We start from the raw sequence: 21991 nt of genomic DNA, 5'->3' as shown, positions 1-21991 counted from the left end.
GGAGGGCCTCACGTGCGGCGGAGAGACGATCCGAGGACCGGACCGGCCGGGTGACGCACCTGCGCGGGGACCGACCGCCCGCGCGACGTACAGCGGCGGGCGGACCGCAGCCCTCCGGCTCCGGCCCGCCCGCCGCTCGTCGCGGCCGCCTCGACGGCGGCCCTCCGCTCAGCTCTGCGGCGGCGAGTAGAACTGGAGGTCGTTGCCCTCCGAGTCCTTGAAGGGGAGGATGCGGCCCCACTCGTGGTCGCTGATCTCACCCTCGATCGACGCGCCCCGCGCCGTGAGGCGCTCCAGCTCGTCCTCGATCGAGCCCTCGGGCTGGAACGAGATGACCGCCCCGCCCTGCTCCGCGACCGTGGCCGACTCGCGGGCGTTCAGGCCGATCATCAGCCCGCCGGCGTCCAGCTCCGACCAGTCGTCCGAGGTGTCCTTGACCTCGAGGCCGAGCGTGTCGCGGTAGAACGCGACCGCCCGCTCCATGTCCGTGACGGGGACCCAGACCGTTGCGACTCCTGATGCCATGTCGTGCTCCTTCGCTCGATGATGCCGATCCTCCGACGCTAGGTCGGGGACGCCCGGAGCGGGGGCCCTTGCGCCGACGCGCGGAGGCTGCTCTCGCGCGGCGCATCTCCGCCGAGCTGCCGTGCTCACGCGCCCGGCAGCGGTGAGGCGCCGGCTTCCCGCTGCCCGTCAGTGCCGAGACACCGCCCCGCGCCGGCGTCCCGGCGCGCAGCGGGACGTCTCGGCCCGGCCTCCGCGCGCGAGCGCTCCCCGCCGACGTCACCGACGACGCGGCCGCCGGGGCGGGCGTCGCCTGGATCGAGGAGGCGGTGGGCCCGCTGCGCATCCTGGTCAACAACGCCGGCGTCCAGCACCGCGTGCCCCTGCTCGAGCTCGAGGTCGCCGACTGGGAGCGGGTGCTGCGCACGAACCTCACCAGCGCCTTCGTGGTCGGCCGGGCGGCGGCGAAGCGGATGATCCCGCGCGGCGCCGGGAAGATCGTCAACGTCGCCTCGGTGCAGGCCGATCTCGCGCGGCCGACGATCGCGCCCTACACCGCCTCGAAGGGCGGGATCCGCAACCTCACCCGCGCGATGACGGCGGAGTGGGCGCAGCACGGCATCCAGGTCAACGCGATCGCGCCGGGCTACATCCACACCGAGATGACGCAGGGCCTCGTCGACGACGAGGCGTTCAACAGCTGGATCCTCGGGCGCACGCCCGCCGCGCGCTGGGGCCGCGTCGAGGACCTGATCGGCCCCGCCGTCTGGCTCGCCTCCGACGGCTCGGACTACGTCAACGGGCAGGTCGTCTTCATCGACGGCGGCATGACCGTCGTCGTCTGAGCCACCCCTCGACCCACCGAACGGAACCCGCATGACCGCGCTCGTCCCCGCCTCCACCACCCGCGTCGTCGTCCACGCCGCCGGCGACCTCCGCGTCGAGGAGGCGCCGCTCGCGCCGCGCGGCCCCGGCGAGGCCCTCGTCGCCGTCGCGTACGGCGGGATCTGCGGCTCCGATCTGCACTACTGGACGCACGGCGCCGCGGGCGAGTCGATCCTCCGCGAGCCGCTGACGCTCGGCCACGAGGTGGTCGGCACGGTCGTCGAGGCAGCGGCGGACAGCTCAGGACCCCCGGTCGGCGCGGCCGTCGCCGTGCACCCCGCGACCGCGCGCGGCGAGTGGCCCGACGGGCGCCCCAACCTCGCGACCGAGGGCACCTACCTGGGCAGCGCCGCGCGGATGCCCCACACCCAGGGCGCGTTCGCCCGCCACGTGGTGCTGCCGGCGCGCATGCTCCGCGAGCTGCCCGCCGGCCTCGGGCTCCGGGAGGCGGCGCTCGCGGAGCCGGCGAGCGTCGCCTGGCACGCGGTCTCGCGCGCGGGGGAGGTGGCGGGACGGCGCACGCTGGTGATCGGCAGCGGCCCGATCGGGGCGCTGATCGTCGCCGTGCTGAAGCGGGCGGGGGCGGCCGAGATCGTCGCCGTCGACCTGGCCGAGGAGCCGCTCGCGATCGCCCGCGCGGTCGGCGCGACCCGGACGATCCGCGCGACCGACGCCGACGCGATCGCCGAGGTCGCGGCCGACGTCGTCTTCGAGTCCTCGGGCAGCCCGCGCGGCCTCGCCTCGGCCGTCCGGGGCGCCGCCCGCGGCGGCACCGCCGTGATGGTGGGACTCCTCCCCTCAGGCGAGCAGCCGGCCCTGATCTCGCTCGCGATCACCCGGGAGCTGCGCCTGATCGGCTCCTTCCGCTTCGTCGACGAGATCGACGAGGTGCTGGCGGCGCTCGCCGACGGGAGCCTCGCGGTGGCGCCGGTGGTCACGCAGGTGCTGCCGCTGGAGCGCGCGCTCGAGGCCTTCGAGCTCGCCCGCGACGCCTCGCGCTCGAGCAAGGTGCTGCTCGACTTCACCCCGTGACGGGCGCTCGAGGCGCCTCCGGAGGGTCGGGATCGCCCGAGCGTTCGGGGTTCCCTCGGACGGCGGCGCCGCCGGAGCACTACCGTTGCACCATGGCGTCCACCGATACCCCCGATTCCGCCCCCGAAGCCGACACCGCTTCCGAGAGCGCCCCCACGCTCACCTTCTCCGACCTCGGTCTCTCCGACCCGGTCCTCAAGGCCCTCAAGGAGGTCGGCTACGAGACGCCCTCGGCCATCCAGGCCGCGACGATCCCGTCCCTCCTCTCCGGCCGCGACGTCCTCGGCGTCGCCCAGACCGGCACCGGCAAGACCGCGGCGTTCGCGCTGCCGATCCTCTCGCGCCTCGACGTCTCGCAGAAGACGCCGCAGGCCCTCGTGCTGGCCCCGACCCGCGAGCTCGCGCTGCAGGTGTGCGAGGCGTTCGAGCGCTACGCGTCCGGCCTCCGCGGCGTCCACGTCCTCCCCGTCTACGGCGGCCAGGGCTACGGCACCCAGCTCTCCGCGCTCCGCCGCGGCGTCCACGTCGTCGTCGGCACGCCCGGCCGCATCATGGACCACCTCGAGAAGGGCACCCTCGACCTCTCGCAGCTGAAGTTCCTGGTGCTCGACGAGGCCGACGAGATGCTCAAGATGGGCTTCGCGGAGGACGTCGAGACGATCCTCGCCGACACCCCCGTCGAGAAGCAGATCGCGCTGTTCTCGGCGACGATGCCCGCGCAGATCCGCCGCATCTCCGGCAAGTACCTGAAGGAGCCGGAGGAGATCACGGTCAAGAACAAGACCACGACCTCCGTCAACACCACCCAGCGCTACCTGATGGTGTCGTACCCGCAGAAGGTCGACGCGCTCACCCGCATCCTCGAGGTCGAGAACTTCGAGGGCATGATCGTGTTCGTCCGCACGAAGAGCGAGACGGAGACGCTGGCCGAGAAGCTGCGCGCCCGCGGCTACACCGCGGCGGCGATCAGCGGAGACGTGGCCCAGGCCCAGCGCGAGCGCACCGTCGAGCAGCTGAAGTCGGGCAAGCTCGACATCCTCGTCGCGACCGACGTCGCCGCCCGCGGCCTCGACGTCGAGCGCATCAGCCACGTCGTCAACTACGACATCCCGATCGACACCGAGTCGTACGTCCACCGCATCGGCCGCACCGGTCGCGCGGGGCGCAGCGGAGCGGCGATCAGCTTCGTCACGCCGCGCGAGCGCCGCCTCCTCGCCGCCATCGAGAAGGCCACCCGCCAGCCGCTGACCGAGATGCGGATGCCGAGCGTCGAGGACGTCAACGTCACCCGCCTCTCGCGCTTCGACGACGCGATCACCGCGGCGCTCGCCGACACCGAGCGCCTGCAGCGCTTCCGCGACATCATCGGCCACTACGTCGAGCACCACGACGTGGTCGAGTCGGACGTCGCCGCCGCGCTGGCCATCGTCGCGCAGGGCGAGGAGCCGCTGCTGCTCTCGCCCGACGACCCCCGCTTCGCCCGTCGCGAGCGCGAGGACCGCGACTCCCGGCCCGACCGGGGCGACCGCCCCGAGCGCGGCGACCGCTTCGACCGCGGCGGCGACCGGGGCGAGCGTCCCGAGCGCCGTCAGCGCCCGGCGAACAGCAACCTCGCCTCGTACCGGATCGAGGTCGGCCGCCGCCAGCGCGTCGAGCCCCGCCAGATCGTGGGCGCGCTCGCGAACGAGGGCGGCCTCAACCGGGGCGACTTCGGGCACATCGACATCCGCCCGGACTTCTCGATCGTGGAGCTGCCGGCCGACCTGCCCCAGGACGTGCTCGACCGCCTCGCCGACACCCGCATCAGCGGCCAGCTGATCGAGCTGAAGCCGGACCGCCGTCCGAGCCGCGCCGGCGCCGACCGCGGCGGACGCCCCAGCGGCCCGAGCCGCTCGAGCGAGCGCCCGGAGCGCAAGCCGCGCTACTGACGCCTCCCGCCCCGGCGGACGGGCTTCCACGAGACGCCACTCAGGTACAGCGACCCTTGCGTGTCGCGAACCGGAGTGGCGTCTCGCGTTGGTGCGGGGGGCGGCCTCAGCGGCGCAGGATGCGCCGGGCCAGCACGTTGCCGAGCAGCTGCACCAGCTGCACGATCACGATGATCACGAGCACCGCGGCCCAGGTGACGACCGGCTCGAACTGCCGGTAGCCGTACTGGATCGCGAAGTTGCCGAGCCCGCCGGCGCCGATGTATCCGGCGACCGCCGACATGTCGATCACGGCGACGAACACGAACGTGTAGCCGAGGATCAGCGGACCGAGCGCCTCCGGCAGCAGTACGGTGCGGACGATCCGGAACCGGCTCGCTCCGACCGACCGCGCCGCCTCGATCACGCCGGGCTGCACGGTCAGCAGGTTCTGCTCCACGATCCGCCCGATGCCGAAGGCGGCGCCGAGCGAGAGGGTGAAGACGATCGCGTCCGTGCCGATGCCGGAGCCGACCACCAGCCGGGCCAGCGGCTGGGCCGCGGCGATGAAGATGATGAACGGGATCGGCCGGAACACGTTCACGATCACGTTGAGCAGTCCGTAGACCACCCGGTTCGCGTAGAGGGCGCCGCCGCGGGTGAGCGCGAGGCCCAGTCCGATCAGAAGTCCGCCGAGCCCGCCGAAGAGGAGGCTCAGCGCGACGATGTAGAGCGTCTCGCCGGTCGCCTGGACGAGCTTGGGCAGGAGCGGGATCAGCTCGTTCATCGGGGCACCTCCGTGAGGGCGACGCGTCCGCCGAGGCGGGCGAGGAGGGGGTCGACGACGCCGTCCGGCGCGTCGAGGGCGACCGTGAGGTGGCCGAAGGCCCGCCCGCGGACGTCGGTGATGCCGCCGTAGACGAGCTCGAGCGGCACGCCGGCCGCCGCGACCTCGGCGAAGACGTCGCCCTGGGAGGCGGAGTCGTCCGAGAACGAGAGCGTGACCAGCCGGCCGCGGTGGCGCGTGCGCAGCACGGCCGCCTCCGCGGGCGAGGGCACCGAGCGGACGACCGTGGAGACGAAGCGGCGGGTGACCGGCTCGCGCGGGGCCGAGAACACGTCGAAGACGGGCCCGCGCTCCACGATGCGGCCCGACTCCATCACCGCGACCTTCGTCGCGAGCTGCTGGACCACGTCCATCTCGTGGGTGATCACGACGATGGTGACGCCCAGCTCCTCGTTGATGCGGCGGAGGAGGGCGAGCACCTCGCCGGTGGTGTCCGGGTCGAGCGCGCTGGTGGCCTCGTCGGCCAGCAGGATGCGCGGGGAGGCGGCGAGGGCGCGGGCGATGCCGACGCGCTGCTTCTGCCCGCCCGAGAGCTGCTCCGGGTGGCTGCGCGCCTTGTCGCTCAGGCCGACGAAGCGGAGCATCTCGTCGACGCGGGCGCGCTGCTCCGCCCGCGGGACGCCCGCGACCTGCAGCGGGTAGGCGACGTTCTGCCCCACGGTCTTCGAGCCGAACAGGTTGAACTGCTGGAAGATCATCCCGATGCCCAGGCGCAGCCGACGCAGCTCGCGCTCGGGCAGCCCCATGGTCTCGCGGCCGTCGATCTCGATGCTGCCGCTGGTCGCGGGCTCGAGGGCGTTGACGAGGCGCGCGAGCGTGCTCTTGCCGGCGCCGGAGTAGCCGATCACGCCGTAGACGTCGCCCGCCTCGATCTCGAGGCTCACGCCGTCGACGGCCGCGGTCGGGGCGGCGCCGCGCCCTGCGCCGGGGTACACCTTGCGCACGTCGGTCATGCGGATGAGCGGCACGGGGCGCCCTTTCTGTTGCGGGGGAGGCGCGGGACCGCGCCGGTGGGGAGCTCCGCGAGCGGAGGACCCGACCGGCGCGGTGCCGCGGGTGCCGGAGTCAGGAGGCGGCGGAGATGTCGGTCTCGGCGGACTCGAGCGAGGTCTCCAGCTCGGAGGCGGGGGTCTTCAGGAAGACCGCGGTGCCGCCGGACTGCTCCGAGACGCCGTCGAGCACGTCCTGGCTGTCCTGGTAGATCGAGACGAGCTTCGTGTAGGTCTCGTTCTCGGCGTCGTCGGCCCGGGCGGCGAAGATGTTCGTGTAGAGCAGGGAGGCGGGGTCGCTCGGGTCGTCCTGGGCGATCGCGTCCGAGGCCTTCAGGCCCGCGTTCTCGATGAAGTCGTTGTTGATGATCGCGGCGGCCACGTCCGGGAGCGACGTCGGGGTGAGGGAGGCCTCCAGCGCGGTGACCTCCACCTTCGAGGAGGACTCGACGTCGTCGACGTTCGAGAGCACTCCGCCGCCGTCCTTCAGCTCGACGAGCCCGGCCGACTGCAGCACCAGCAGCGCGCGCGCCTGGTTGGTCTCGTCGTTGGGGATCGCGACGGTGGAGCCGGCGGGGATGTCCGCGACGTCGTCGTACTGCGAGGAGTAGAGGCCGAGCGGGTAGATCGCGGTCGCGCCGATCGGCACGAGGTCGGCGTCGGCCGAGGTGTTGTACTGCGCCAGGTAGGCGATGTGCTGGAACTGGTTGAGGTCGATCTCGCCCTCGGTGAGGGCGGGGTTGGGCTGGTTGTAGTCGCTGAAGTCGACGATCTCGACGTCGATCCCGGCGTCGGCGGCGGCCTTCTCGTAGGTGGCCCAGTAGGGGTCGCTCGCGCCGACCACGCCGATGCGGACGGTGTCGTCGCCGCCGCCCGCGCCGGAGCAGCCGGCGAGGAGGAGGGCGGCGGAGGCGGCGATCGCGGAGGTCGCGAGGAGTCGGGTGCGCAGGGTCATGGCTGTGGGGATCCTTCCGTGGAGAGGATCCGGGCACTCGGCGCCGACCGAGCGGTGCTGGTCACCGCCGGCGCTGCGACCGGCCTCCGGTCGCTCGGCGCCGCGACTGCGCGGATCCCGGGGATCACCTTACGAAGGCGGTCGGACCCGCGCGGAACCCGCGCGTAACACGGCGACTCGGAGGCAGCGGAGGCGCGCGCTCACCGCGGGATCGCGCTGTGACGGCTGCTCAGCGCCTGACCGCGCCGCGCCGGACGCTCAGCTCGCGAGCGCGCCGTCCTCGCCCGCCGACGCCTCGTGCTTGGCGATCCGCTTCGCGATCGCGTCGCGCTCGGCCCGGAGCGACGCGATGGTCGGCTTGTCCAGGCGGGGGTCGGCCAGATCGGCGAAGGGGCTCGCGGCGCCGGTGCGCGCGGACACGAGCGCGGCGTACGCCTTCGTCGCGGCGCGGAGCTCGGCTCCGGCCCGTTCGACCTTCCGCGGCTTCGACTCCTTGTCCGAGACGAGTCGGGCGTGCTTGTCGAGGGCCTCTACCAGTGCGCGATGCGCAGCGTCAATCTTCTTGCTCATAGGCGCATTATGGCGCAGGATCGGCGCACGGCGCCGACTGTGACTCCCCGCGCCCGCCGCCCCCTTCCGTGAGACGCCGCCTCGGCACGCGACACGCCGGGGGAGGCGCACCGGAGCGGCATCTCGCGGGGAGGGGACGGTCGGGTCAGCGGGCGACCGGCGTGGAGACGGACGACGCGCCCGCGCTGGTGGCGACCGCGTCGAGGACGCGCTGCACGTCGAGGGCGTCGGCGAATGTGGGCGTGACCGCCGTGCCTCCGGCGATCGCCTCGACGAGGTCGACGACCTGGTGCGTGAAGAGGTGCTCGTAGCCGATGCCGTGCCCGGTCGGCCACCAGGCCGCCATGTACGGGTGCGCCGGCTCGGTGACCTGGATGCGCCGGAAGCCCTGCGCCTCCTCGGGGTCGCGGGCGTCGTAGTACTCGAGCTCGTTCATCCGCTCGAAGTCGAACGCGATCGAGCCGAGCTCGCCGTTCACCTCGATCCGGTTGGCGTTGCGGCGGCCGGTCGCGACGCGGGTCGCCTCGAAGACGCCCAGGGCGCCGCCCTCGAAGGAGGCGGTGAAGGCCGCGGCGTCGTCGACGGTCACGGCGCCGCGCGGGGCGTCGGCACCGGCGCGGCCGCCGAGGCCGACCTGCTCGCTGAGCACGGGGCGCTCGGTGGTGAAGGTGCGCAGCGTCGCCGAGACCGAGGTGATGCCGCGGCCGGTCAGCCACTGGGCGGTGTCGATGCTGTGCGCGCCGATGTCGCCGAGGGCGCCCGAGCCGGCGCGCTCCTTCTGCAGGCGCCAGGTCAGCGGCGCCTCGGAGTCGGACAGCCAGTCCTGCAGGTACTGGGCGCGCACGTGGCGGATGTCGCCGAGGCGGCCCTCCTCGATGAAGCGCTTCGCGAGGGCGAGGGCCGGGGTGCGGCGGTAGCTGAAGCCGCACATCGCCACCTTGCCGGAGGCGGCGGCCGCGGCGACCATCCGCTCCGCCTCCTCGACGGAGTTGGCGAGGGGCTTCTCGCACAGCACGTGCTTGCCGGCCTCGAGGGCCGCGATGGCGATCTCGGCGTGGGTGTCGCCCGGCGTGCAGATGTCGACGAGGTCGATGTCGTCGCGGGCGATGACGGCCCGCCAGTCGGTGGAGGCCTCGCTCCAGCCCAGCCGCTCGGCGCGCTCGGCGGTCGAGTCGGGGTTGCTCCCCACGAGCACGGCGAGCTCGGGGCGGAGGGGGAGGGGGAAGAAGCGGGAGGCGGTGCGCCAGGCGTGCGAGTGGGTGCGGCCCATGAAGGCGGTCCCCACCATCGCGACGCGCAGGGCTCGGTCGTTCGACATCGTCGTCCTTTCGTCGGCCGTACGACCCTGCCACGGGTCGGGGCGCGGGCGCTACCGCGCTCGGCGAGGCCGCCTCCGGGGCGACGCGCCCGGGCTGCACGGACATGAGCGCGTTCATAGGGTTCGGAGAGCGCTCTATCACGGACGGAATGTCTCAACCGCCGCCGTCAGATGTCGCGTAATCCCGCGGATCCCAGCCCTGACGCGGTAGCAGGAAGCCCTTGGGGCGACTGGGCGATCACTCGAACCGCCTTCGAATCGGTTCAGAACTTTTGCTTGACCCGCGACGTAAGTGGAAGTAGCTTCATCCGCATGGTCACCGCAGACCCCCGCAGCACTGCTGCACAGCCTCTTCCCCGCACCTCCGACGAGTCTCAGCAGCTGCTTCTGCAGATGCGCGGCATCGTGAAGGTCTTCCCCGGCGCCCGTGCTCTCGACGGCGTCGACCTCGATGTCCGACCCGGTGAGGTGCACTGCCTCCTCGGCCAGAACGGCGCCGGCAAGTCCACCCTCATCAAGACCCTCGCCGGGGCCCACCAGCCCACCGAGGGCGAGATCCTCGTCGACGGGAACGTCGTCACGATCCCGTCCCCGACGGCGGCCCTCGCCCTGGGCATCGCGACGATGTACCAGGAGCTCGACGTCGTCGACGGCCTCTCCGTCGCCGAGAACATCTTCCTCGGCCACGAGCTCTCCCGCGGCGGCTTCACCGCCCGGGCGAAGGCCACGAGGATCACCCGCGAGCTGATGGAGCGCCTCGGCCACTCCGAGATCTCGCCGAACCGCGAGGTCGGCACGCTCTCCGCCGCCGGCAAGCAGATCGTGCAGATGGCCCGTGCCCTCTCGCACGACGCGCGGGTCATCATCATGGACGAGCCCTCCGCGGTGCTCGACTCCGAGGAGGTGGAGAACCTCTTCCACGTGGTGCGCCAGCTCACCGCCTCCGGCGTCGCCATCGTCTACATCTCGCACCGCCTCGACGAGATCCGCGCCATCGGCGACCGGATCACCGTGATCAAGGACGGCGCGACCGTCGCGCAGAACCTCGCGGTCGCCGACACCCCCACCTCGAAGCTCATCACCCTGATGACCGGCCGCGCCGTCGAGTACGTCTTCCCGGACCGCCAGGAGCTCGACGTCGAGGCCGAGACGCTGCTGAAGGTCGAGAAGCTGGGCCTGCAGGGCTCCTTCTCGGACGTCTCCCTCGAGATCCGCGCCGGCGAGGTCGTCGGCCTCGCGGGGCTGGTCGGCTCCGGCCGCTCCGAGATCCTCGAGACCATCTACGGGGCGCGCCGCGCCAGCACCGGGACGGTCAGCGTGGCGGGCAAGCGCCTGCGCGCCGGATCCGTCACCTCGGCGGTCGACGCCGGCATCGGCCTCTGCCCGGAGGAGCGCAAGAGCCAGGGCCTGCTCCTGGACGAGCCGGTCTACCGCAACATCACCCTCTCGACCTTCGACCGCTTCGCCAAGCGCGGCTTCCTCGACGAGCGCTCCGAGCGCGCGGCGGCGGCCGAGCAGGCGGTCTCCCTCGACCTGCGGCCCTCCGGGGTCGACCGCGACGCCCGCACCCTCTCCGGAGGCAACCAGCAGAAGGCGCTCCTCGCCCGCTGGCTCGTGCGCGGCTGCCGCGTCCTGCTGCTCGACGAGCCGACCCGCGGGGTCGACGTCGGCGCACGGGCCGAGATCTACACCCTGATCAGGGACCTCGCGACCAACGGCGCCGCCGTGCTCGTGGTCTCCAGCGAGATCGGCGAGGTCCTCGGACTCTCCGACCGAGTGCTCGTGATCTCCGACGGCGCCGTGGTCCACGAGGGCCCGGCCGATTCGATCGACGAGCACCGCGTGCTCGATCTCGTCATGGAAGGAAGTGCAGCGTGAGCGGACAGCTCGACACCGCGTCGCCGTCGATCGGCGGTCCGCAGGAGGACGCCGCCCGTCACGCGTCGGCCGCGACGGGAGGCTCCTCCGGGGGCGTGCCCTCGAAGGACTCCCGCTCCGGGATCGCCCGCCTCATGCAGGGCTCCCTCGGCCGCAACGTCGGGCTGCTGCTCGCGCTGGTGATCCTCTGCATCGTCGGATTCGCGACCGCGGGGGAGCGCTTCGCCAGCGTCGACAACGTGCTCACGATCCTCCGCCTCGCCGCCGTCATCGGCGTGCTGAGCATCGGCATGACCTTCGTCATCACCTCCGGCGGCATCGACCTCTCGGTCGGCTCCGTGATGGGGCTCGCGACGGTCTGGGCGAGCACGGTCTCGACCCAGTACTACGCGGCCAACACCTCCTGGCTGGTGATCGTGCTCACCGCGGTCGTCGTCGGCCTCGTCTGCGGCCTGATCAACGGCGCGCTGATCGCCTACGGCCGGGTCGTCGCGTTCATGGCCACGCTGGCGATGCTCGTCGCCGCCCGCGGCTTCGCCGAGCTGATCTCGAACCGCCAGACGCAGGTCGTCACGGTCACGCCGTTCCTCGACTTCTTCCGCGCCGACGTGCTCGGCATCCCGGTGCTCGTGCTGATCTTCGTGGTCGTCGCCGTCGCCGGCTGGATCCTGCTCAACCGCACCACCTTCGGCCGTCGCACCATCGCGGTCGGCGGCAACCCCGAGGCCGCCCGCCTCGCCGGCATCAAGGTCCGCCGCCACACCATGTACGTCTACGGCCTCGCCGGGCTCACCGCCGGCATCGCCGCCGTCATGATGCTCGCCCGCACCACCGCCGGCAGCTCGACCAACGGCCTCCTCTACGAGCTCGACGCCATCGCGGCGGTCGTCGTCGGAGGCACGCTGCTGGCCGGCGGCCGCGGCACCATCGTCGGCACCGTGTTCGGCGTCCTCATCTTCACGACCCTGACCAACGTGTTCACGCAGAACAACATGTCGACCTCGACTCAGGCCGTCGCGAAGGGCGCGATCATCGTCGCCGCCGTCCTGCTGCAGCAGCGGTTCGCCGCCCGCGGCAGGAAGTCCTGACCCCGGGGCTCCGGCCCCGCTCCTCCACACACAGCAACCCACCCGACCACTCAGGTCACCTCTCCGCAGGACACGTGTGCCCTCGGACCCCTCGGATCGATCGAAGGAGATCACTTCCATGCCCGCACGCCCCTTCACCCGCAGCCGCCTCTCCCGCACCGCCCGACTCGGCTCGGCCGGCGTCGCCTTCGGCGCCGTCGCGCTGATGCTCACCGGCTGCATCTCGAACGCCCCGGTCGAGACCGGCAACGCCGCCTCCGGCGGGACCGCCGCCGCCGTGGCCGCCTCGGACAACGACGCCTCCGGCGACAACGTCGTCATCGGCTTCACCGCTCCCGCCGCCGACCACGGCTGGATGGGCGCGGTCAGCCGCGCCGCCATCGCCGAGGCCGAGAAGTACGACGACGTGGAGCTCCGCACCGCGGAGGGCACCAACGACGTCAACCTCCAGATCAGCCAGGTCGAGACCTTCATCAACGACGGCGTCGACGCGATCGTGCTCCTGCCGATCGACGGAGCGGCGCTCACGCAGGTCGCCACCCAGGCGATGGAGGCGGGCATCACCGTCATCAACGTGGACCGCGAGTTCTCCAGCCCCTTCGCCGCCCGGTCGACCATCCTCGGCGACAACTACGGCATGGGCGTCAGCGCCGGCACCTACATCTGCGAGGAGCTCGGCGACAACCCCGACGCCGTCGTCGCCGAGATCGCCGGCATCGACTCCCTCCCGCTGACCCAGGAGCGCAGCCAGGGCTTCTCGGACGCGCTCGAGGGCTGCGGACTCGACGTGGACAACCGCGTCGCCGCCGACTTCACCGTCCAGGGCGGAGAGCAGGCCGCGGCCAACCTCCTCCAGGCCGCGCCGAAGATCGACGCCATCTGGAACCACGACGACGACCAGGGCGTCGGCGTCCTCGCGGCGATCGACACCGCCGGACGCGACGAGTTCCTCTTCGTCGGCGGCGCCGGATCGGCCAACGTGATGCGCGCGATCGAGGCCGACGACTCCGTCGTCAAGGCCACGGTCGTCTACCCCTCGACCCAGGCCGCGGACGGCATCAAGCTCGCCCGCCTCGTCGAGCAGAACAAGTCGATGGCCGACACCAGCTCGCTCGGCGTCCCGCGCCAGATCCAGCTCTTCGCGCCGGTCGTCACCAAGGACAACGTCTCCGAGTACCTGCCCTCGGCCTTCGAGTCCTGATCGGCCCCACCAGCCCGGGTCGGCGCGGGAACCATCCCGCGCCGGCCCCCACCTCGGCGCCGCCCCGGGATCACTGACGACCCGCAGCGCAGCGCCACCGGCATCCGCGAGAGGAGGAGGAGTGCAAGACACCGGCCCCAGGGCCGGACAGGAGGAGACCGGATCCGCTCAGTCGTGCGGACAGCGACGGACCCGGCCTCTGCGATGAACACCTCATTGAAGGAATCACATCACGCATGAATGGTAAGCGATCCTCGAGAAGAAGCATCAGGCGTCTTCTCGCACTCGGCATCGCCGGGATGGTGACGGTCTCCGGACTCACCGCCCTCGGCCTGCCCGCCTCGGCCCACGACGGAGTGGACCACGGTTCCGAGGGCGGAGCATCCGCTCTCGACTGGAGCAACTACGAGAAGGTCCTGCTGACGAAGAACGTCGGCGAGCCCCTCGACCTGGCCGTCCTCCCGGACAAGTCGGTCCTCCACACCGCTCGGAACGGCGAGATCCGCCACACCGACCCCAAGACCGGCACCACCCGTGTCGTCAACACGATCCCCGTGTACCAGAACTCGGAGGACGGGCTGCAGTCCGTCGGCATCGACCCCGACTTCGCCGAGAACAAGTGGGTCTACCTCGTCTACGCGCCCCCCGGGAACACCCCGACCGGCGCGGCCCCGAACATGCTGCCCGAGGGCGCGACCGACAGCTACTGGGACCAGTGGAAGGGCATCAACCGCCTCTCCCGGTTCAAGTGGACCGGCTCGGGCCTCGATCTCGCGAGCGAGCAGAAGATCATCGACATCGAGACCCAGCGCGGGCAGTGCTGCCACGTGGGTGCCGACTTCGACTGGGACGCCGACGGCAACCTGTACCTCTCCACCGGCGACAACACGCCGGCGAGCGCTCCGGGTGCCGCGGGCTTCGCGCCGAACAACGACGCGCCCCGCATGAACCCGGGCTTCGACTCGCGTCGCGGCGCCGGCAACACGAACGACCTCCGCGGCAAGATCCTCCGGATCACCGTGCAGGAGGACGGCTCGTACACGATCCCCGACGGCAACCTCTTCCCGGTGGGAACCGAGAAGACCCGCCCCGAGATCTTCGTGATGGGCGTCCGCAACCCGTTCAAGATCGACGTCGACGCCGAGACGAACACCCTCTCCTGGGGCGACTACGGCCCCGACGCCACGAAGGCCGCTGCGGCCGACGGCGTCCGCGGCCCGATGGGCCTCGTCGAGTGGAACGCGACCGGACTGGACGAGCCGCACAACTCCGGCTGGCCCTACGTCCACGGACCCAACGCGCCGTACAACGAGTGGAACTTCGAGACGTCGACGCCCCGCGGCTTCTTCGACCCGGAGAACCTGAAGAACAACTCGCGCTGGAACACCGGCCTCGTCGACATCCCGGACGCCAGGGCGGCGACCGTCTACTACGGCGACAACCCCGGCGACCAGCCGTTCGACGAGCTCGTCAACTTCGGGACCAGCACCGGCCAGGGCCCCATGGGCGGACCGGTGTACCACTTCGACGCGGAGAACACCTCGACGTCGAAGTTCCCGGAGTACTGGGACAAGAAGACCTTCTTCGGCGAGTTCTCGCAGGACTACATCGCGGCGTTCACGCTCGATGAGGACCGCGCGGTCACGCACATCGAGGACTTCCTCCCCAACGCGGCGCTCAGCCAGGCCGCGCAGCCGATCCACGACAACCCGATGGACATGGAGTTCGGCCCCGACGGGTCGATGTACGTGATCGAGTACGGCGACGGATTCTTCCGCGCCAACCCCGACGCGGGCCTGTACCGGATCGACTACGCCGAGGGCAACAAGGCGCCGCAGGCCCGCTTCACCGCGACCCCCCTGTCCGCCTCGCAGACCCCGCTCGAGGTCACGTTCGACGCCAAGGGATCGACCGACCCCGAGGGCGACGCGCTCACCTACGACTGGGACTTCGACGGCGACGGCACCTTCGACGCCACCGGAGTGACCGTCAAGAAGACCTACACCGAGCTCGGACAGTTCACGGCCCGTCTGCGCGTCACCGACGCCAAGGGCAAGTTCAGCCTGACCTCGCGGGTCATCTCGGTCGGCAACCAGGCGCCGCAGATCCAGATCCAGACGCCCGGCAACGGCTCGTTCTTCAGCTGGGGCGACGCGATCCCCTACCAGGTGACCGGCAAGGACGCTGAGGACGGCGACCAGATCGTCAGCAGCCGCGTGGGCTGGACCTACGGCCTCGGCCACGACGAGCACGCCCACCCCGAGGTCACCGGCACCGGTGCCAAGGGAGCGTTCCCGACGTCCAAGGACTCGCCCGAGCACGGCCCCGGCGCGCTGCTGTACGGCACCGTCGTCGTGACCTACACGGACGGCGGCTTCAACGGCCTGCCCCCTGCTGCGGCCGAGGCGACGCTGCGGCTGAACCCGAAGACGCAGGAGGCGGAGCACGCCGCCCGTGAGGGCGTCCTGCCCTACGCGGACACCACCGCCAGCGGCGGCAACGCCGTCAGCGGACTCGGTGCGGGATCCTTCCTGCGCTGGGACCCGGTGAACTTCGCCAACCTGACCGGCGTCGTGGTCCGCGCCACCGGTGAGGGCACCGTCGACCTCCGCTGGAACGCTGCCGACGCAGCGCCCTTCGGAACAGCGACCATCCCCGCGGGAGCCGGCTGGAAGGACGTCCTCGTCCCCTTCGGCACCAACGTCCCCCGCGGCACCGGCTCGCTCTACGTGACCTCGCCCAACGGCCTGTCGCTCGACTCCCTCACCTTCCAGGGTGCCGGCGCCGGTGACAAGACGGCTCCGACCGTCGCGGCGACCCTCGACCCGGCAGCGCCTGCGGGCGTCGGCGGCGTCTACAACAAGCCCGTGACCCTCGGCCTCACCGCCACGGACAACGGAGCGCTCTCCACCGTCCAGTACTCCGCCGACAACGGCACGACGTGGACCACGGTCCGCGCCGTCAACGGCGCGTACACGGTCCCGTTCACCACGAACGGCGCCCGGACGATCCAGTACCGCGCCACCGACACCGGCGGCAACGTCTCGGCGGTCGGCACGGTGAAGTTCACGATCGACCTGGCCGCGGCGAACGCCCCGACCGCCGCGTCGACCACCACTGTGGCGCTCTCGGCTCCCCGCGTGACCTTCGGGGCACCCGGCGAGGCGACCGTCACGGTCACCGGTCAGGGGGGGAACCCCGGCGGAGAGGTCGTCCTCTACGAGGGCGCCACCGAGCTGGGCCGCGCGACGCTGAAGGACGGCAAGGCGACCTTCGCCCTGCCGAAGACCCTCGGCGCCGGCACCCACACCCTCCGTGCGGCGTACGGCTCGGACGCCACCTTCAAGGCCTCGGAGGGCACCGCCCGCCTGATCGTCTCGAAGGCCGCCTCGGAGCTCACCGCGACCGTCTCGCCCAACCCGGTCAAGCCGGGCGCCAGCGCGCAGGTCACGGTCGACGCGAAGTCCTCGACGGGTGTCGCCGGCACCGGTCAGGTGAGCGTGATGGTGAAGAGGAACCTCTCCACCGTCGCGATGCTCACCGGGACCCTCGACGAGAACGGGCACGTCGTGGTGACGCTCCCGAAGCTCACGGCGGGCAGCTACAAGCTGACCGTCACCCACACCGCCACGGCGGACACCAACGCCGCGTCGGCGCTGCTGAACCTCACCGTCCAGCAGTAGCCCCCGCGCAGGGGCCGGCCGGCTCGACCGGGCCGGCCGGCCCCCCACCCCCTGCACCATCTGCCATTTCGAAGGAGAAATGATGCACCACCACCACGCATCCATCACGGCCAAGCCGATGAGCCGGCGCTCGCTGATGACGGCCCTGGCCGCATCGACCGTCGCGGTCGGCGTCGGAGCGGGAGCCCTCGCGGCGCCCGCCACGGCCGCCCCCGCGCCCTCGTCCGGATCCACGCGCCTGGTCCCGATCAACCGCATCGGCATCCAGCTCTTCAGCGTCCGCGACAAGGTCTCGTCGCTCGGCTTCCGGGCCGTCTTCGAGGAGCTCGGCCGCATCGGCTACAGCGAGATCGAGTTCGCCGGGTACACCCAGGGCAACGTCGGGGCGATCACCCCGCAGCAGATCCGCCAGCTGCTCGACGACAACGGCCTCCGCGCCGTCGGCTCGCACGTCGGCACCAACCTCCTCCGCTCGGAGCTGGGCAAGCAGATCGAGATCGCGCAGATCCTCGGCACGCCGCACCTCGGCACCGGCAACGCGCCCACCAACGTCAACACCAAGGCGGGCTACCTGGCCGCGGCGGAGGAGTGGAACAAGTGGGGCCAGCAGGTCTCGGCCGCGGGCATGAAGCTCTACCAGCACAACCACGCCGGTGAGTTCGGGTTCGCCACGGACGACCCCAAGACCCGCCTGTACGACCTCTTCTACGACAACACCGACCCGCGTCACGTGTACCTCGAGATGGACGTCTACTGGGCGTACGTCGGCAAGAAGCTCTACCCGGGCTTCGAGCCGCTCGACTACATCAAGCGCAACCCGCGCCGCTACCCGATCCTGCACCTCAAGGACGGCAAGACGAACAACGCCAACACCAACGGCTACGACATCGTCGAGTTCGGCGCGGGCAACCTGCCCTACCAGGCGTTCCTCTCGGAGCTGCGCGACCGCGGCCAGCGCTTCGGCGTCTGGGAGCAGGACACCGCTCCCACGCTGGCGACGCCGCCGAGCACGGGGAACTCCCTCGAGGCCGCTTCCCGCAGCTACTCCGCGATCGCTGCGCTCCGTGGCTGAGCGCACCCCGCGCCGCGCGCGCCGCACCGACAGCACCACCACCAGCACGACGCGCACGAGCGCACCGAGGAGAACCCCCATGAAGTGGAAGACGCCCACGGCGGTCCTCGCGGCCGCCTCCCTCGCGATGGTCGCCGCACCGTCCGCCTTCGCGGCGACGACGGACTGCACCACCGAGCTCGGGAACCAGACGATCACCGGAGACCTCAACGTCGGCGCGGGCCAGACCTGCGTGCTCGGCAACGTGACCGTCACCGGCAACGTCATCGTCGGCGACGACGCCTGGCTGGACGCCACCTCGGCGACCATCGGCGGCGACGTCATCGGCACCGACGCGTACGGCATCTCGATCGACGGCACCAGCGTCGGCGGAGACGTCGTGTCGTTCTCGGACGGCAGCCGCAACGGCTTCCTCTACCTGCGCGACCTCACGGTCGGCGGCATGGTCGAGGCCGGCGGGATCGACGTCGAGTTCAGCGACCTCTCGGTCGACGGCTCGGTCAGCACCGACGCGGCGAACTACGTCGACGTCGACCGCACCAGCGTCGGCGGCGACGCCACCTTCGCCGGCAGCGACTTCGGCGTGAACGTGCAGGGCGCCATCGTCGGCGGCTCGCTCGCCGTCACCGGCTCCTCGCGCGGCGTCCTCCTGGGCGCGAACGAGGACGGCTCGGCCTCGGCCCTCGGCAACACGGTGGGCGGGAACCTCACGCTCTCGGGCAACTCCGGCAACGTCCAGCTCGCGGGCTCGACGGTCGGCGGGCGCATCGCGCTCGCCGACAACGCGCCGGCGGTCAACTTCGGCGCGGGCAACACCGCCGCCGGAGTCGACGGCACCTTCACGGGAACGGCGGCGGGCGCTGCGGCGGCCGGCGACCAGGCCGTGGCCGTCATCGTCCCCGAGGCCAACAAGGGCGAGCTGACCTGGACGCTCGAGGGCACCAGCAACCTGGTGAACCTCGGCGTCGCCGAGGAGCAGGGCGACCACTTCGCCGCCTCCGGTGAGCTCGTGCCGGTCCGCGTGACCGACACCCGCCTCAACGGCCCGGCCTGGTCGGTCACCGGCCAGCTGAGCGACTTCCGCTCCGGCGAGAAGACGTTCTCGGGCAAGCACCTCGGCTGGACCCCCGAGGTCCTGGAGAACACGGGCGGTGCCGTCGCCGGCGCAGCCGTCCCCTCCGGGTTCGACTCGGGCAACGGCCTCGCCACGCCCCGCGTCCTCGGCTCCGCCGCGGCGCAGCACCCGACCGGATCCTCGGTCCTGGGCGCCGACCTCGACCTGAAGCTCCCGCTCTCGGTCGGAACCGGCACCTACACCGCGACGCTGACGCTCACCGCGCTCGGCTAGCACCGGTGGGGCGGCCTCCGGGCCGCCCCACCCTCCCCCCGTCTCCCCGCGAGACGCCACTCCGGTCCGCCCCGCTCGGCGTGCCGCGTACCGGAGCGGCGTCCCGCGGGGAGGCATCCCCCCTTGCAACGGAAGCCTGATCGATGTCGCTCATGCCACGCACCTCCCGCACCACCGCCGCCCTGCTGCTGATGACGCTCCTCGCAGCCGGCGGCCTCTCGGCTCAGGCGGGTGCCCAGGAGGCGGACCCCGCCTCCACGCCGGTCACCTGGGGGGTGCGCCCCGCCGACACCGAGCAGGGCAGCGAGCGGCCGAACTACGCGTACGCCCTCGATCCCGGCGGCCGCCTCAGCGACGCCCTGATCGTCTCCAACTACGACGACGAGGAGCAGACGTTCCGCGTCTACGGCTCCGACGGCTTCATCACCGAGGCCGGCCAGCTCGACCTGCTCCCCGCCGCGGAGCCCTCGACGCAGCTCGGCAGCTGGATCGCGTTCCCCGAGCCCGAGGTCACCGTGCCCGCCGGCGAGAGCGTGCAGGTCCCGTTCGAGGTCGTCGTCCCCGACGACGTGACCCCGGGCGACTACGCCGCGGGCGTCGTCTCCTCGATCCTGGTGCAGGGCGAGACCGGAGTCTCGGTCGACCGGCGCCTGGGCTCGCGCATGTACCTCCGCGTCGGCGGCGAGCTCGCCCCGCGCCTGTCGATCGACGGCCTCGCCGTCTCGTACCAGGGCGGCTGGAACCCCTTCGCCCCCGGCTCCGCGACCGTCGACTACACCGTGACCAACGCGGGCAACACCCGCATCGCGCCGGGCGCCGAGATCAGCGTCGCCGGCCTCTTCGGCCTCGCGCCGGTGTCCGCGACCGACCCGGAGCCGCTGCCCGAGCTCCTCCCCGGAACCTCCGTCTCGCGCACCGTGACCGTCGCCGGAGTCTGGCCGCTCTTCGTCGCGACCGCCCGCGCCGCGCTCTCGGGCACCGTCGTCACCGCCGACCAGGCCGCGCAGGCCGACTCCGCCGTCGTCGTCCCCGACGTGCCGGTCGCCACCGCCGAGACCTCGGCCGCGGCCGTGCCGTGGAGCGCCGTGCTCCTCCTCGCCCTGCTCATCGGGCTCATCGTGCTGACCGTCGTCCGCCGCCGCCGCCGGGCCGCGGGGGAGCAGGCGCGCATCGACGCCGCCGTCGCCGCCGCTCTCGGCGCCCAGCCGGAGGACGCCGACCGCGCGGAGGTCCGCTCCTGACCGGGTGCGGCCGACGCGGTCCGCGGGGGATCGCGCCGGCGCGGCCCGCCGTCTCCGGGCGCGCGGCCGCCGCTCTAGCGGACCGCCCGCCCCTCGGCGCGCAGCTGCTCGAGGAAGCCGTCCACCACGGCGGGGCTGAGCAGGTGCCCGCGCAGCATCAGCGCGGCACCGCGCACGCCCCCGCTGCCGCCCAGCTCGGCGGTCACCACGTCGAGCCGCTGCGTCGCGAGGGGGAGGGAGCGCTCGTCGATCACCGAGCGCACGGCCGTCAGGATCTCCGGGCTGGCGAGGGCGACCGCGCCGCCCAGCACGATGACGGAGGGGTTCAGCAGGCTCACGCAGGTGGCCAGCACCTCGCCGAGCTGGAGTCCCGCGATCCGCGCCGCCTCCACGGCCTCGGGATCGCGCGCCTTCAGCAGGTCGATCAGCTCGCGCACCGACTGCACGTCGCGGCCCGCCCGGGCGAGCCCGGCGGCCAGAGCGGAGCCGCCCGCGACCGCCTCGAGGTCCCCCTCCTGACCGCCCGCCGCGGCCGGGGCCGTGCGCGGCACCTGGACGTGGCCGAGATCACCGGCGGAGCCGAGGGCTCCGCGCTGGAGCAGCCCGGACGAGACGATGCCCGCGCCGATGCCGGTGCCGACCTTCACGAACATCAGGTCGAGGGCGTGCGGGAACCGCGAGGCCCGCTCGCCGAGCGCCAGCAGGTTCACGTCGTTGTCGACGAGCACCGTGGTGTCGTAGCGCCGGCGCACGAAGGCGGGGATGTCGAAGCCGTCCCAGCCGGGCATGATCGGCGGGCGCACCGGGCGGCCGCTCGCGTGCTCCACCGGGCCGGGCACGCCGACCCCGATTCCCGCGAGGGCGGTGCGGTCGACCCCGGCCGCGGCGAGGATCCCGTCGCAGACGTCGAGCGCGTGCCCGAGCACCGCCACGGGGCCCTGCGCGATGTCGAGCTCCTCGCGGCGCTCGGCGATGATGCGGCCGTCGAAGTCGGTCAGCGCGATGGTCGAGTGCGCCGCGCCCAGGTCGATGGCCAGGAGCGAGCGGACGGCCGGGTCGAAGACGAGGCGCGCGGACGGGCGGCCCCCGGTCGACGGAGCGCGGTCGAGGTGCGCGATCAGTCCGAGCTCGAAGAACTGCTCCAGGCGCGTCATCACCGCGGTCCGCGCGAGGCCCGTCTCCTCGACCAGCTCGGCGCGGGTGCGCGGTCGACCGTCGGCGAACAGCCTCAGCATGTCGCCGGTCGCGGTACCCGCGCGCTCGGCCACGCTCAGCTCCTTCTCTCGGCCCGGAGGACGGGTTCGGGGGACAGCACACCTGAGGAAACCAGTCGACGCACGGTCGCGCAATCTCGGCGGGCCCTGCGTGCGGTTCCTGCGCAACACGGCCGGCCGGAGGCGCGACGCGCGCCCGGCCGAGGCCCCTCCCCACTCCGATCGCCCGGGTGCGCCCCGACGATCGCCGCTCAGCCAG

The 21991-nt window shown here is 72.4% G+C and carries 16 protein-coding genes and 1 pseudogene; 10 read left to right on the top strand and 7 right to left on the bottom strand.

Going from position 1 to position 21991, the window contains the following annotated elements; all coding sequences use genetic code 11:
• Positions 1-168: 168 nt before the first annotated feature.
• Positions 169-525, bottom strand: a complete 357-nt coding sequence (locus tag C5C53_RS10135; protein WP_104226592.1) for a VOC family protein — start codon at positions 523-525, stop codon at positions 169-171.
• 218 nt (positions 526-743) lie between these two features.
• Here C5C53_RS10135 and C5C53_RS10130 point away from each other — a divergent pair.
• The 3 genes and pseudogenes from C5C53_RS10130 to C5C53_RS10120 form a co-directional block, all read left to right on the top strand.
• A pseudogene (locus C5C53_RS10130) lies at positions 744-1349 on the top strand (SDR family oxidoreductase); the annotation flags it as partial.
• Between the two features lie 31 nt (positions 1350-1380).
• A complete protein-coding gene (locus C5C53_RS10125) occupies positions 1381-2421 on the top strand; it encodes an L-idonate 5-dehydrogenase (protein WP_104267457.1) in 1041 nt (346 codons plus the stop codon).
• Positions 2422-2513: 92 nt separating this feature from the next.
• Complete coding sequence (locus tag C5C53_RS10120; RefSeq protein WP_104222455.1) at positions 2514-4349, top strand: DEAD/DEAH box helicase; 1836 nt, start codon at positions 2514-2516, stop codon at positions 4347-4349.
• Positions 4350-4455: 106 nt separating this feature from the next.
• On the opposite strand, the gene C5C53_RS10115 is transcribed toward C5C53_RS10120, so the two are convergent.
• The 5 genes from C5C53_RS10115 to C5C53_RS10095 all read right to left on the bottom strand — a co-directional run bounded on the left by C5C53_RS10115 (position 4456) and on the right by C5C53_RS10095 (position 9007).
• Positions 4456-5115 carry a methionine ABC transporter permease gene (locus C5C53_RS10115; RefSeq protein ID WP_104222456.1) on the bottom strand — a complete coding sequence of 220 codons (660 nt, stop codon included), beginning with the start codon at positions 5113-5115 and terminating at the stop codon, positions 4456-4458.
• Positions 5112-6128: a methionine ABC transporter ATP-binding protein gene (locus C5C53_RS10110; protein ID WP_104222490.1), complete on the bottom strand. Its 1017-nt coding sequence runs from the start codon at positions 6126-6128 to the stop codon at positions 5112-5114. Before C5C53_RS10110 ends, C5C53_RS10115 begins: the two co-directional genes overlap by 4 nt.
• 112 nt (positions 6129-6240) lie before the next feature.
• Positions 6241-7119 (bottom strand): MetQ/NlpA family ABC transporter substrate-binding protein, encoded by an 879-nt coding sequence (locus C5C53_RS10105; protein ID WP_104237943.1) that lies wholly within the window; start codon positions 7117-7119, stop codon positions 6241-6243.
• Between the two features lie 258 nt (positions 7120-7377).
• The gene (locus C5C53_RS10100) at positions 7378-7689 is read right to left on the bottom strand and encodes a hypothetical protein (protein WP_104222458.1); all 312 of its coding nucleotides are present in this window, start codon (positions 7687-7689) and stop codon (positions 7378-7380) included.
• 145 nt (positions 7690-7834) lie between these two features.
• Positions 7835-9007, bottom strand: coding sequence for a Gfo/Idh/MocA family protein (locus C5C53_RS10095; RefSeq protein ID WP_104226598.1), 1173 nt, complete (start codon positions 9005-9007; stop codon positions 7835-7837).
• A 393-nt stretch (positions 9008-9400) separates the two neighbouring features.
• Here C5C53_RS10095 and C5C53_RS10090 point away from each other — a divergent pair, with 393 nt between their 5' ends.
• The 7 genes from C5C53_RS10090 (at position 9401) to C5C53_RS10060 (ending at position 20518) form a co-directional block, all read left to right on the top strand.
• Positions 9401-10885 (top strand): sugar ABC transporter ATP-binding protein, encoded by a 1485-nt coding sequence (locus tag C5C53_RS10090; protein ID WP_208543410.1) that lies wholly within the window; start codon positions 9401-9403, stop codon positions 10883-10885.
• A gap of 134 nt (positions 10886-11019) precedes the next feature.
• A complete protein-coding gene (locus C5C53_RS10085; protein ID WP_068256795.1) occupies positions 11020-11973 on the top strand; it encodes an ABC transporter permease in 954 nt (317 codons plus the stop codon).
• A 118-nt stretch (positions 11974-12091) separates the two neighbouring features.
• Complete coding sequence (locus C5C53_RS10080; protein ID WP_104222461.1) at positions 12092-13174, top strand: substrate-binding domain-containing protein; 1083 nt, start codon at positions 12092-12094, stop codon at positions 13172-13174.
• A 236-nt stretch (positions 13175-13410) separates the two neighbouring features.
• The gene (locus C5C53_RS10075; protein WP_146084664.1) at positions 13411-16857 is read left to right on the top strand and encodes a PQQ-dependent sugar dehydrogenase; all 3447 of its coding nucleotides are present in this window, start codon (positions 13411-13413) and stop codon (positions 16855-16857) included.
• An 82-nt stretch (positions 16858-16939) separates the two neighbouring features.
• Positions 16940-17929: a sugar phosphate isomerase/epimerase gene (locus C5C53_RS10070; protein ID WP_219813837.1), complete on the top strand. Its 990-nt coding sequence runs from the start codon at positions 16940-16942 to the stop codon at positions 17927-17929.
• Between the two features lie 79 nt (positions 17930-18008).
• Positions 18009-19277: a hypothetical protein gene (locus C5C53_RS10065; protein ID WP_104226600.1), complete on the top strand. Its 1269-nt coding sequence runs from the start codon at positions 18009-18011 to the stop codon at positions 19275-19277.
• A gap of 152 nt (positions 19278-19429) precedes the next feature.
• Positions 19430-20518 (top strand): hypothetical protein, encoded by a 1089-nt coding sequence (locus C5C53_RS10060; protein WP_146078976.1) that lies wholly within the window; start codon positions 19430-19432, stop codon positions 20516-20518.
• 74 nt (positions 20519-20592) lie between these two features.
• On the opposite strand, the gene C5C53_RS10055 is transcribed toward C5C53_RS10060, so the two are convergent.
• On the bottom strand, positions 20593-21786 hold the full coding sequence (locus C5C53_RS10055) for an ROK family protein (RefSeq protein WP_258062157.1): 1194 nt from the start codon (positions 21784-21786) through the stop codon (positions 20593-20595).
• Positions 21787-21991 lie beyond the last annotated feature (205 nt).

It is taken from the genome of Rathayibacter sp. AY1E3, assembly GCF_002932235.1.
Taxonomy (GTDB): domain Bacteria; phylum Actinomycetota; class Actinomycetes; order Actinomycetales; family Microbacteriaceae; genus Rathayibacter.
The sequence above is the reverse complement of the archived record's forward strand: the minus strand, read 5'-3'. Positions and strand labels throughout refer to the sequence as shown.